The following is an 11,285-nucleotide window of genomic DNA, read 5'->3' as shown; positions in this document are numbered from 1 at the left end:
TCCCCCCGCCGACGGGCCACGCGTCCTGCATGGTCACCGATCGCGGTGCCGTACTCACCGGGCTCGCTGCCGAGCGGTTCGTACGGGCTGGTCTCGTCCCGTGGGTGCTTCGTGTGGGACATCGCGGCAGATGGGTCCACGCCGAGAAAACATTTCGAGCCGCGAGCACGTACCAGCTCTCGGTCGCGGGCGGGATGGATGGATTTGGCTCCCACCTGGGAGTTCCCCTACACTTGTGGGGTTGCCTGCGGCACTGCTGTGTCGCGAATCGGCTCACGAACCCACTGGGCGATCCGTCCAGGTGTCACAGCCTGGTGGAAAACCCCAGGCAGGCGTGTGTTCGGTGGCAGCGGACCGTGTGCGTCGGGTCGGAAATCCGCCGTACATAAGAAGCCAGGTCAAGGAGACTAACGAGTGATTCAGCAGGAATCTCGCCTGCGGGTCGCCGACAACACCGGTGCCAAGGAAATCTTGTGCATCCGCGTGCTCGGCGGTTCCTCGCGGCGCTACGCCGGCATTGGTGACGTGATCGTCGCCACTGTCAAGGACGCCATCCCCGGCGGCAACATCAAGAAGGGTGAGGTCGTCAAGGCCGTCATCGTGCGCACCACCAAGGAGCGCCGTCGTGCGGATGGCAGCTACATCCGCTTCGACGAGAACGCCGCCGTCATCCTCAAGGGTGAGAGCGACCCCCGTGGTACCCGCATCTTCGGCCCGGTCGGCCGCGAGCTGCGAGAGAAGAAGTTCATGAAGATCGTGTCGCTGGCACCGGAGGTGATCTGACATGAAGGTGCACAAGGGTGACACCGTGATCGTCATCTCGGGCAAGGACAAGGGAGCCAAGGGCAAGGTCATCCAGGCCTTCCCGAAGACCCAGCGTGTCCTCGTCGAGGGCGTCAACCGAATCAAGAAGCACACCGCCGCATCGGCCAACGAGCGCGGTGCCTCCTCCGGCGGCATCGTGACCCAGGAAGCCTCGATCCACGTCTCGAACGTGATGGTCGTCGATTCCGACGGCAACCCGACCCGCGTCGGCTACCGCGTCGACGAAGAGACCGGCAAGAAGGTCCGGATCTCGCGCAAGAGCGGGAAGGACATCTGAGATGACCACTACTGAGAAGATCCAGCCGCGCCTGAAGACTCGCTACCGCGAGGAGATCAAGGATGCGCTGAACAAAGAGTTCGAATACCCCAACGTGATGCTGATCCCCGGCGTCGTGAAGGTCGTCGTGAACATGGGCGTCGGCGACGCCGCCCGTGACGCGAAGCTGATCAACGGCGCTGTCGAGGACCTGGCCAAGATCACCGGTCAGCGTCCGGAGATCCGCCGCGCTCGCAAGTCCATCGCGCAGTTCAAGCTGCGTGAGGGCATGCCGATCGGCGCCCGCGCGACCCTGCGCGGTGACCGCATGTGGGAGTTCCTGGACCGCCTCGTGTCCATCGCCCTCCCGCGTATCCGCGACTTCCGCGGTCTGTCGGACCAGCAGTTCGACGGCAACGGCAACTACACGTTCGGTCTGAACGAGCAGTCGATGTTCCACGAGATCAACATCGACAACATCGACCGCCCGCGGGGTATGGACATCACCGTCGTGACGTCTGCCCGCACGGACGAGGAAGGCCGCGCACTGCTTCGTGCCCTGGGCTTCCCGTTCAAGGACAACAACGTTAAGGACAACTGACATGGCAAAGAAGGCTCTGGTCAACAAGGCCAACAAGAAGCCCAAGTTCGCCGTGCGGGGCTACACCCGGTGCAACAAGTGCGGCCGTCCGCACTCGGTGTTCCGCAAGTTCGGCCTGTGCCGAATCTGCCTGCGCGAGATGGCGCACGCGGGCGAGCTCCCGGGCGTGCAGAAGTCCAGCTGGTGACTTTTCCCCGAGGCTGACGCTTTGACGAACGGCCCCGATCTCCCTCGCGGAGATCGGGGCCGTTTCGTGTCTGTGGTCAACCCTTCTGTGGTCATCCCTTCTGGGCGAGCCACGCGTCCATGAGATCGGGGATGCTCTCGATCGATGCGGTGAGGGAGCGCTGATAGATGCGGGTGACGATGGGATCGGCCATTTTGCCGAAGACTCCGCCCAGTCCGCTGGCGGAATCGACGCGGACGGACATGCGTACGCCATCGGCGGTGTCCTCGAGGTCGGTGTGGATGGAGAACTTGAACGGGGATTCGATCGTCTTGAACTCCGTTCCCTTTTGGGCGTCGACACGGGTGTATTCCCCGCGCCAGTCCATGGTCCGCCCGAGCAGTGCGGTCTTTCCCTTCCACTGTGTGCCGACGGCGACAGGGCCGTCTGAGAGAGAGGTGAGTTCTACGGTTCCAGGAAAGTAGCTGGCGGCATTTTCGGGGTCTGTCGTGAATTCCCAGACCTTTTCGAGGGGCTGCTTGACGACGACGGAGGCGTTGGATTCGGGCATGACGAGGTCCTGTGCAAAGTGAAGAAATGGGTGGTGTCCTACGCCGCCCGGGACGGCGGGTAGGTGTGACGTGCTGTACCTAGTTCCATGCATCGATGAGAATACGCCGCCGAGAGCTGCCTGACCACCGGATAAAACGGTCAATTGTTTTGTCTAACAAAGGCGCTCGCCTGGCTTGGCACGAACGGCGTGGATGTGTGCTCATCCGTTTCGGTGCGGCGAAGTCGTTGCCGCGCAGTCTAATCGAGTGGATCGGGGGTGGTCGCAGGCATGATCGGGACGCGCACCGAGATCACCGTGGATGACCCCGACGCATCGGAGACCAGAACGGGGAAATCGTGTGAGGCCGACCCGGTGGTCCAGTGGCGCTGCGCTGCTGTGGGCGTGAAAACGAATGTGCCGCTGCCGGAATCGAGTATCACCTGGGAGTCGGTGGTCAGATAACGGAGAGCGGAGGTCTGGCCGGTCGTGTCGGCCACCGAACCCGACACGGCGCCCGTTTTCGGGTTGATGGCAGAGATGGTCGGTTTGACCTCGAAAACCAAGGCGGGGGCGGGGTTCTCGACGCTGTGACTGCTGTGGGCGGTCGTCCTGATCGGACGGATCGTCGTGGTACCGGTGTCGTGCGTGAGAAGGATGACGTCGTCGTCGGGTGAGATGACCGGGCCGTGCGTCGAATGTCCGTGGAACTCCCCGGCCTCGACGACCGAACCATCGGTGTGGAAAACGACCAGAGTCGTTGTCGGTCGCCGGGTTTGGGGACAGAAGCGGGTCAGCGGCAGATATGTCCGACCGTCGTGGGCGATCGCCGGGGTGCCGGCCGGCTCCCCGAAGACCGGAGGGGACACCACGGTCGTGGCGTCCGGGCGTATCACCGCGAGGGAGATGAGCGGGGCCCCGCTGACCGGGTCGGTGGCGAGCATCGGGATATGCGCGGCGCCGGTCCGGTCGAAGTGGACCGAGACCGGAGTCCCGTGGACGACGTACCCGTCGTCCACGATGCTGTCACTGCGGATGACGGTGACGGTCGTGGTGTCCTCGCCGGCCGGCGTGGTGGTCGTCGTGGTTATGAGGACGGTGCCGATCGCGTCTGCCTGGACGGACGCCGGCCCGATTCCCGTTGCGATCATCTGCGCGATGCCGTCCGGTGAGATCCGGACGACGGCGCTCATCCCGGTTGAGGGATTCGTCAGCGCGAGGAAGAGGTGGTCGCCGGGTCCGGGAACGGCGCCGCCGTCGCCGGTGCCGGCGAGATCGACCGTCGAGATCCGGCTCTCGGAACGGACTGCGGTGACATGAACCGATTCGGGAGACCATGAGACCACATACACGGCGGTGTCGGTCGGCACCACGGAGGACACGAGCCCGGGGATCTCCTCGACGGTGGTCATCGAACCCCCCAGGTCGAGGATCGCGAGGGTGGCGACCGGTCGGCCGACGTGATCGCCGTGATGGCGCACGAAGTACAGCGTGTCCCCGCGCCGCGCCCATATGTCGCCGCCCTCGCCGTCGAACACCAGCCCGACGGGCGAGAGTCCAGCAGGGCGGGCCTCGTAGAGACGGGTTCCATCGGCATCCGACGTCGAGACGAACACCTTCCCCGACGAGGACAGGACGAGGCGGCTGCCGGCGCCGGGGATACGCGGGAACGTAGAGGCGGTGCCGTCGTGGTCCAGGGCGGTCAGGTAGGTGTAGGTCCGGCCGTCGTCGTCGGACCACGTGGTCAGCAGGTAGCCCACGCCGGCGGCGTCGAACAGTAGGTGATCTGCGGGTTGGCCGAGGATCGGTCGGGTGGTCGACGCGGCGCCGGACGGATCCACTCGAGTGACCCGCACCGATGTCCTGATGGTCTCGTCGGCGATCTCCGCGAGTTCCGTGAGCTGATGGGCGCGGCCGTCGGGGCCGAGGACGACGCCACGATTCGGCTCGGCCGGCGACCCCGCGATGGGGACCGTCGCCACCGTCATGGTCTTCGGCCGGACCACGGAGACCTGGGTGCAACCGTCGCCGCGTCGGGTGGTCACGAACGCGGCGTCGTCGTGGCCGATGACCACGTCGTCGATCTGGCAGCCGGGTACCGACACCTGCCCGAGGGTGTACGGACTCGTGATCGGCAGGGCGACGGTGATCGGTGTCGTACCGCCCCGGCCGTCGTCCGCCGTGATCACCACGGAGTCGAAGCGAGCGGATTCCGGGGCATCCGGTGCGGCTGCTGCGACGCGGGCCGGCAGGCCGGGCGAGTAGGTGTACGTGCCGGTCGACTCGTCGTAGGCGAGCACGCTGCCGCTCGCGGTGAGGAAGGTCTGGTCGCTCGTCCGTGTCACGCCGTGCAGCGTCGTCGGGATCGGGTTTCCGTCCGGATCGGTGAACCGCAAGGAACCGTGCAGGACGCCGGAGGGAGCGGGTGCTGCCACCGTTTTTGCATGAGTGCGGCGTGGTACCGGGATCGTCGACGCAGGGTCGTTCGCCGTGACCGTCACCGCGGCCGCCATGCGCTTTCTGGTGAGGAGTGCGGAACCGAAGACGAGACCGCCGACGAGCGCGGACTGTGGGACGGGACTGTTCGGTCCCGACCCCTCGGCCGAGCCGAGGAACTGGTCGGGATCGGTTGTCACCAGGCCGGTTGTGTAGGGGGTGAGGGGAGATTCGGCGGTGGCGACCGGGCCGGGGGTGCCGAAACGTCGTATCCACCACAGGAGGGTCCACGGTGCCGGGCTGACCGCGCCGGTGCTTCCTCCTCCGAGGATGTGGATCCCCAGGAACGTCAGGAGCCCGAAGGCGCCGGTCTTGTACGGCTGCGGGGCCACGGCGACCGGCGGGGTGGAGGTCTTGAGCATGGGGGCCCACGGAGGCGGGTCGCCGGATGGCGACACGCGAGGATCGAACTGTGATCCGGTCGCCCCAGCCGCTCGTGCGGCAAGCGGAGAGTCCCCGGGTCGGCCTTCGGCTCCGGGCGGCGGAGTGCCGTCGGCGCCGGCGCGGTCGGAGTCGTCGGGTCGGTCCGGCACCGGGTTTCGGTTGATGTCGACGTCGACGTCCGCGGCTGCGGTGTCCGGGGCGGGGTCGGAGGAGGGTTCCGGGTCGGGCTCGGTCACCTCGGCGGCAGGTGGCGCGCTGGGCTCGCCCGCGCTGGCCCCCTCGGTCTCGGATGGCGGGGTGGGGTCCACCGGGACGACGTCGTTCTCCGTGAGGGAGCTCGAGGGTTCTCCTGTGGAATCGCCGGGATCGGAGTCCGTGCTCGACCCGGGGTCGGGTGCGCTGTCGCCGGAGCCTCCGCCGGAGTCTCCGCTGCTGGAGTCGCCGCCGGACCCGGTGCCGCCCGAACCGCTGCCGGAGGAGTTCCCACCGCCCTCCGAGCCGCTACCGCCGGAGGTGCTGCCGCCCGAGTCGCCACTGCCCGACTCGCCACCGCTGCTCGAGTCCCCTCCGGAACCAGGGGCGTCCACGCTGTGCGAGCCGCCACCGGAGTCGCTCGGCTCGGCCGTCGCGGGTGCCTGCCCGCCGAAGCAGAGCGCCAGACCCACGGCAGCTGCAACCGCGAGCACCCGGACGCGGCGGGGTCGCGCAGTGGTCATGGTCATCTTCGGGAGACCTTCGATACGAAGCAGCACATATCGCTGTGAACGACGATGGGTGAACAAATCACCACCGCGGACCCAGCCGACGTCTCTGACGGTAGTCGTTCGCAGCGGCGGTCACGAACAGTTCCGCGAACGATTCACCTGGTCGGAGTCCCGCGTGTGATGGACCCGCCGCCGGGCTCGCGGCGTCCCCCGAACGGGGGCCATCCGGGTTGTGCTGTGGTGCAGTGCTTCCGGTGCTCGGCTGGGCCACGGCTCAGATCGACGACCGGCGACGTGACCGCTGATGCGACCTCCGATCGCTCAGGCGGGCGACACGAAAACCGTCCGAGCGGACGACACCCGAATCGTGTCGTCCCGGGGGTCTCGCGACCGAGATCAGCGTCTTGCCGCCCAGTTGTCGACGAGGCGCGGCAGCTCTCGGGCGCTGGCCGACAACGAGCGCTGATAGGCACGGATGGCGAGCGCGTCGGCGACCCGGCCGATGGCGCCGCCGCCGATACCATCGTTGTGGACGCGGTAGGTGAGTCGGACTCCGTCCCGCGCGTCATCGAAGGTGGCGGAGATGGTGAACCCGACGGGCGACTCCGTGGAGGTGAACTCGGTTGCCTCAGCGGGGTCGACGCGGATGAACTCGCCGACCCAGTCGACCGTGCGGCCCAGCGCTTTCATCTGGCCCTTCCACGTGGTGCCGACGCGGGTGGGCCCGTCCGACACCGGCACGATCCCGACGACACCCGGAGTGAGTGCCGCGACGTGCTCGGGGACCAGGCAATACTCCCAGACGGTGTCGACCGACTGCTTGATCACGACGGAGGCGGAGGCAACGGGCATGGGCGCGACGTTACCCGTGACCCCGGAATCCGTAACGAAAGTTGGTATATGGCGCGCATTTTCGCGTCGGATCGCGGTGCTAAGCTCGCGGCCGGGGCGGCTGACCAGTGCGATGGAGCGACCCGTTCCCTGCACACTGCCGAAGCAGATTGCAGGGAAGGTAGAGACTTTTCGATGGCGAAGGTGATCGCGACGATCAGCCTGAAGGCGGTGTCGGCAAGACGACCGTGACCGCCGGGCTGGCCGAGTTCATGGCGGCGGAGTTCGGGCAGCGGGTCTTGCTCATCGATCTCGACTCGCAGATCAATCTGACCACCATGATGATCAGCGAGGAGCGGTGGTTCGAGCTGAACACGAATGGCCGCACGCTGGCCACGCTGTTCTCCGACGCGATCAACGGTACCCAGTACTTCCGGCTGAACGACGCGATCGAACGGGGTGTCTCCCCGGTGAAGAAGGTGAATACCGTCGACCTGCTGGCGTCGTCCCTGGATCTCATCGAGGTCCAGGAGGAACTGAGTGCACTGCGGGTGGAGGGGCGCGCTCGAGGCAACGGAACCCAGTTCCTGCGTGAAGCGATCGCACCGGTGGTCGACTTCTACGACTACGTGCTGATCGACTGCCCGCCGAACATCGGACCCGTCACGCTGAACGGTCTGGCCGCCGCGGATGCCTACATCATCCCGACGATCCCGGATGTGTTGTCCACGTACGGTATTCCCCAGATTCAGACCCGCGTGCGCAAGATCGGCGACGAGATCGGCCGGACGATCGTCGAACTCGGCGTGGTGATCACCAAGTACAAGGCGAACTCGGCCGTGCACCGGTCGACGGCCCTGCGTCTGCGCCGTGATCCCACCATCCAGCATGTGCTGCCCAGCTACATCAACGAGGCGAATTCCGTGGCGGCAGCTGCTGAGTTCACGCCCTACGGGACGCTCCGGGGCAAATACGGCAATCAAGGGCAGTTCGACCAGTTCCGTGGGCTGGCCATGGACGTGATGACCGAGGCGCAGGAGAAGATCCGATGAGTTCCGACGACACCCGCCGTCGAATGGAGTACCAGGCCGTCGGCGGGGCGCTCGCGCAGCTGGACGCCAAGAATCCGCAAGCCGCACAGCTCATCGCCGGACTGACCACGGTGATCATCGCGGAAGCCGAGCGGTCCTCCCGCTTCGCCGCCGCGCTGACCGGAGTCGTCGACGCATTGCGTCCGGCCGATGGTGTCCTCGGCGCAGCACCGGTGCCGGCGCCGCGGAAGCGTGCCGCGGCGCCGAAGCCACGGGTGACGCGTCAGCCGGGTGCGTTCGACCCGTTCGTCGTCTACCGCGAGAGCGGCGGGCAGGACCTGGCGGCGCGGCTTGGCGAGCTGACCATCGAGCAGCTCCGGGACATCATCGCCGAACAGGAACTCGACACCCGTAAGGAAACCGGCCGCAAGCGGAAGGTCGAGGTGCTCGTCGCCTGGATCGTCGAACGGGTCGAGGCGTCGGAGAACAAGGGGAGCGTCTTCCGGTAGGAGCCGACGCCGGGCTCAGCGTCCGAGGATGCCGCCCAGCATCCCGCCGGCGCCGGAGCCCGCGGCCCCGCCGCCGCCCGTGCCGCCGATGAAGCCGCCCGGCGGCAGCTCCGACGGCTGCACGACGACGAACCCCTGGCCGGAGAAGGCGAGGGTGAAACGTTCGCCGGTGCTGCGTCCCATCAGGGTGCCGAGGTTGAACGAGTCGTTGGACTTCACCGAGGTGCGGAGACTCGACGACCACGCGACCGCGGCCTGCGGGTCGGCGTAGGTCGCGGCGTCTACGTTGAGCACCACCGGGGTGCCGTCGGTGGTGATGGCGATGCGTCCGCGACCGGTGAACACGCAGTTGTACAGGCCCGCGTTGCTCATCGCGCCCGCGCCCTGGACACGCTGGATGTCGTAGCGCAGGGTCGAGTCGAACGCCAGGACGTTCGCGCCGTTGATGGTCAGGCCGTCGGTGCCGTCGAGGTCGATGAGGTGGACGTCGGACGCGGCGTTGGCGAGGAACAGGTCGCCGCGTCCGGTGACCTTCATCAGCGGGACACCCTCGCCGGTCATGGCCTGGCGCATCATCCGGCCCAGCCCGCCGGAGCCGAGGGCCTCGAAGTTGAGGTCACCCTGGTAGGCGACCATCGACCCGGTGCGGGCCATCACCTCCCCCGAGAGCCCGATGCGGCACATCTTGCTGCCCTGCTTCTGGATTCCCTGGCCGCTGACCTCGGCGTGGGACGGGGCGAACAGATCGCTGTGCATGGGGACTCCCGTGGGTTGAGTGGTGGCCGGAGCCGGGGGCGGGGTGACCGGTGGCGGCGCGGCCGCGGGTGGTGACTGTGGTTGCGCGGCGGGCGGCCACGGCTGGGGATCGGTCACCCGCGGTGGCCGGCCGGGCTCGGGTGGCGGCGCCGGGTCGTCCTCGACCTCGATGCCGAAGGCCGAGACGAGACCCGCGAGCCCGGCGTCGTAGCCCTGACCGACGGCGCGGACCTTCCAGGTGTCGTTGCGGCGGTAGATCTCCAGGCAGACGACGGCGGCCTCGCTGGTGAGGCCCGTGGGCGCGAACGTGAGTTCCTCGCCGCCGCCGCTCAGTGTCGCGGTCAGCGCACCGGCGGTCGCGAAGGTGGACGGCCCGCTGCCGTCGAGGCTCGCGGCCACGACGACCGTCGTGATGTCGCGGGGCAGCGCGGCGGTGTCGACGGTGACGATGTCGACCGCCCCCGCGGACCGGTATCCGACGCCCGGACCGGCCGGCTGGTTGTAGAAGATCAGGTCGGCGTCGGAGCGGACGCGACCGGCATCGGTGAGCAGGATCGCCGAGGTGTTGACCGGCGATACCGAACGCACCGAGACCGTCACAGCCGACGACGGCAATGGGCGGTTCTCTCCGGCGGACAGGGTGAGCACGTCGTCCATTGTGCCAAGTCGGACGCGCGAGGGAATTGCCTGTATACCGACTGACGTCACCCGCGGACCTGCCCGGTCGGGAACTGTCGGACCCCCGAGGTAGAACTGAAGACACAGAAATCAATGACGAGCAGTCTTCGACGACGGTCCCACCCCACCGGTTTGATCCTCCATGAGAAAGACGGCTCCCGTCATGATCGATACCGACACTGCGTCACTCGACGCCATCCTCGACCGACTCGTCGAGATCACCCCACCCGTCGACGATTCCACCGGCCGCACAACGTGTGCCCAGCTGGAGTTCTGGCGGTTGATCCGCAACGTGGCCGATCACCAGATCGCCACGCACGCGGCGCAACTGGACGACCTCGGCGTCGCGGACAAGGCGGGCTCCACCACCAAGAAGTTGCTGATCGAGATGGGGTTCCCACCCGCAGCGGCTACTCGCACCACTCGGATCGCCGACGCTCTCGGCACGCTGAGCAAGGTCGAGGCCTGCGCTGCCGACGGACGACTCTCCGCCGAAGTCGTCGACGCCATCGTGCGCGGAATCACGACCATCGAGAAACGTTCCCCCACACAGCTATCCGACGACGATCACGACATCTACGAGACCGAACTCCTCACCCAGGCCCTGTCCGGCGCCGCACCCACCGACATACAGAAGCACGCCCAGACAATCGGCAACACCAACGCTGACGATCAGGGCGGCATCCCAGCCAGCGACGACCGAACCCTGGACACCTTGTCACACCACCTCACCGACGACTCCCGCATCGACATCCGCGCCAGCGTCACCCAGGCAGTCGGGGAGAAATTCATCGCGATGATCGACGAACGATCGATGCCCCGGCCCGAACCCGACGGCGCCGACGACCGCCGCTCCGCCGAACAACGACGCGCAGACGCACTCGAGGTGCTGCTGGACCAAGCCGCAGTAGGTGCGGCCATGGACACCATCGGAACACCGAGAACTCAGACGTTGCTGACCATCCCTGCCGACGGCGGCGATCCCGCATTCCTGCCCTGGACCGGGTCGGTCACGCAGGCGACTGCGAAACGGTTGTCCTGCGACGGAACCCTGACCGAGATCATCGTTGACGGCGAGACCGTGCCCTTGCAGATGGGCCGCGAACGACGACTGTTCCCGGCACACCTGCGCAAGGCGATCATCCTGCGCGACGAGTCCTGCATCAAATGCGGTGCACCGCACTCACATACCCAGGTTCACCACATCGAGCACTGGTCCGACGAGGGTGACACCGACCTCGACAACGGCTGCCTACTCTGCCAACGCTGCCACACCCAAGTCCATCACCACGGTTGGGAGATCCTGATGGGCTTCGACCGCCACCCCTGGTTGATCCCGCCCGCCGACGTCGACCCGCAGCGTCGACCGCTGCCCGCCTACAACCGCCGCACCATGCGACTCGACGACATCGCCGCCTAACGAAACAGACTCACGCGCAGCGGGTTTGGCTACGCCACCGAATCGAAGCATCGACTCCTGCTGGTTGAGCCGGTCGGC

At 67.0% G+C, this 11,285-nt stretch carries 10 protein-coding genes and 1 pseudogene; 7 read left to right on the top strand and 4 right to left on the bottom strand.

Features of this window, described 5'->3' with window-relative positions; translation table 11 throughout:
• The first annotated feature begins 414 nt into the window (after nt 1-414).
• Genes rplN through GOAMI_RS01615 form a run of 4 tightly spaced genes read left to right on the top strand, consistent with a single transcriptional unit; the run spans nt 415 to nt 1,869 of the window.
• Nucleotides 415-783, top strand: coding sequence for a 50S ribosomal protein L14 (gene rplN, locus GOAMI_RS01630; protein ID WP_006434640.1), 369 nt, complete (start codon nt 415-417; stop codon nt 781-783).
• A 1-nt stretch (nt 784) separates the two neighbouring features.
• Nucleotides 785-1,102, top strand: coding sequence for a 50S ribosomal protein L24 (gene rplX / locus GOAMI_RS01625; RefSeq protein ID WP_005197643.1), 318 nt, complete (start codon nt 785-787; stop codon nt 1,100-1,102).
• A gap of 1 nt (nt 1,103) precedes the next feature.
• Entirely contained in the window at nt 1,104-1,682 is a 579-nt protein-coding gene (gene rplE / locus GOAMI_RS01620) for a 50S ribosomal protein L5 (protein ID WP_006434639.1), read from the top strand.
• Between the two features lies 1 nt (nt 1,683).
• A complete protein-coding gene (locus tag GOAMI_RS01615; RefSeq protein ID WP_005197641.1) occupies nt 1,684-1,869 on the top strand; it encodes a type Z 30S ribosomal protein S14 in 186 nt (61 codons plus the stop codon).
• 91 nt (nt 1,870-1,960) lie between these two features.
• Here the strand turns inward: GOAMI_RS01615 and GOAMI_RS01610 are convergent, their stop codons facing one another.
• The 3 genes from GOAMI_RS01610 to GOAMI_RS01600 form a co-directional block, all read right to left on the bottom strand.
• Nucleotides 1,961-2,419 (bottom strand): SRPBCC family protein, encoded by a 459-nt coding sequence (locus GOAMI_RS01610; RefSeq protein ID WP_006434638.1) that lies wholly within the window; start codon nt 2,417-2,419, stop codon nt 1,961-1,963.
• A 239-nt stretch (nt 2,420-2,658) separates the two neighbouring features.
• Nucleotides 2,659-6,000 (bottom strand): hypothetical protein, encoded by a 3,342-nt coding sequence (locus tag GOAMI_RS01605; protein WP_006434637.1) that lies wholly within the window; start codon nt 5,998-6,000, stop codon nt 2,659-2,661.
• A 378-nt stretch (nt 6,001-6,378) separates the two neighbouring features.
• Nucleotides 6,379-6,834: an SRPBCC family protein gene (locus GOAMI_RS01600; protein WP_006434636.1), complete on the bottom strand. Its 456-nt coding sequence runs from the start codon at nt 6,832-6,834 to the stop codon at nt 6,379-6,381.
• 174 nt (nt 6,835-7,008) lie between these two features.
• Here GOAMI_RS01600 and GOAMI_RS01595 point away from each other — a divergent pair.
• Nucleotides 7,009-7,865: pseudogene (locus GOAMI_RS01595) on the top strand (ParA family protein).
• Entirely contained in the window at nt 7,862-8,353 is a 492-nt protein-coding gene (locus tag GOAMI_RS01590; RefSeq protein ID WP_006434634.1) for a hypothetical protein, read from the top strand. Before GOAMI_RS01595 ends, GOAMI_RS01590 begins: the two are co-directional and overlap by 4 nt.
• Nucleotides 8,354-8,368: 15 nt before the next feature.
• Here GOAMI_RS01590 and GOAMI_RS01585 read toward each other — a convergent pair whose 3' ends face one another.
• Nucleotides 8,369-9,766, bottom strand: a complete 1,398-nt coding sequence (locus GOAMI_RS01585; protein ID WP_006434633.1) for an AIM24 family protein — start codon at nt 9,764-9,766, stop codon at nt 8,369-8,371.
• 184 nt (nt 9,767-9,950) lie between these two features.
• Between GOAMI_RS01585 and GOAMI_RS01580 the strand changes: the two genes are divergently transcribed.
• The gene (locus GOAMI_RS01580) at nt 9,951-11,207 is read left to right on the top strand and encodes an HNH endonuclease (protein WP_006434632.1); all 1,257 of its coding nucleotides are present in this window, start codon (nt 9,951-9,953) and stop codon (nt 11,205-11,207) included.
• The last annotated feature ends 78 nt before the right edge of the window (nt 11,208-11,285 follow it).

The sequence above is a fragment of the Gordonia amicalis NBRC 100051 = JCM 11271 genome, assembly GCF_000332995.1.
Lineage (GTDB): Bacteria > Actinomycetota > Actinomycetes > Mycobacteriales > Mycobacteriaceae > Gordonia > Gordonia amicalis.
This window is presented reverse-complemented; position numbering and strand designations above follow the sequence as displayed.

Excerpts from the sequence above, each read along its gene's own strand:
- GOAMI_RS01580 (WP_006434632.1), top strand. The coding sequence starts at position 9,951 with ATGATCGATACCGACACTGCGTCACTCGACGCCATCCTCGACCGACTC.
- rplE (WP_006434639.1), top strand. The coding sequence starts at position 1,104 with ATGACCACTACTGAGAAGATCCAGCCGCGCCTGAAGACTCGCTACCGC.
- rplX (WP_005197643.1), top strand. The coding sequence starts at position 785 with ATGAAGGTGCACAAGGGTGACACCGTGATCGTCATCTCGGGCAAGGAC.
- GOAMI_RS01605 (WP_006434637.1), bottom strand. The coding sequence starts at position 6,000 with ATGACCATGACCACTGCGCGACCCCGCCGCGTCCGGGTGCTCGCGGTT.
- GOAMI_RS01600 (WP_006434636.1), bottom strand. The coding sequence starts at position 6,834 with ATGCCCGTTGCCTCCGCCTCCGTCGTGATCAAGCAGTCGGTCGACACC.
- GOAMI_RS01615 (WP_005197641.1), top strand. The coding sequence starts at position 1,684 with ATGGCAAAGAAGGCTCTGGTCAACAAGGCCAACAAGAAGCCCAAGTTC.
- GOAMI_RS01590 (WP_006434634.1), top strand. The coding sequence starts at position 7,862 with ATGAGTTCCGACGACACCCGCCGTCGAATGGAGTACCAGGCCGTCGGC.
- GOAMI_RS01585 (WP_006434633.1), bottom strand. The coding sequence starts at position 9,766 with ATGGACGACGTGCTCACCCTGTCCGCCGGAGAGAACCGCCCATTGCCG.
- GOAMI_RS01610 (WP_006434638.1), bottom strand. The coding sequence starts at position 2,419 with ATGCCCGAATCCAACGCCTCCGTCGTCGTCAAGCAGCCCCTCGAAAAG.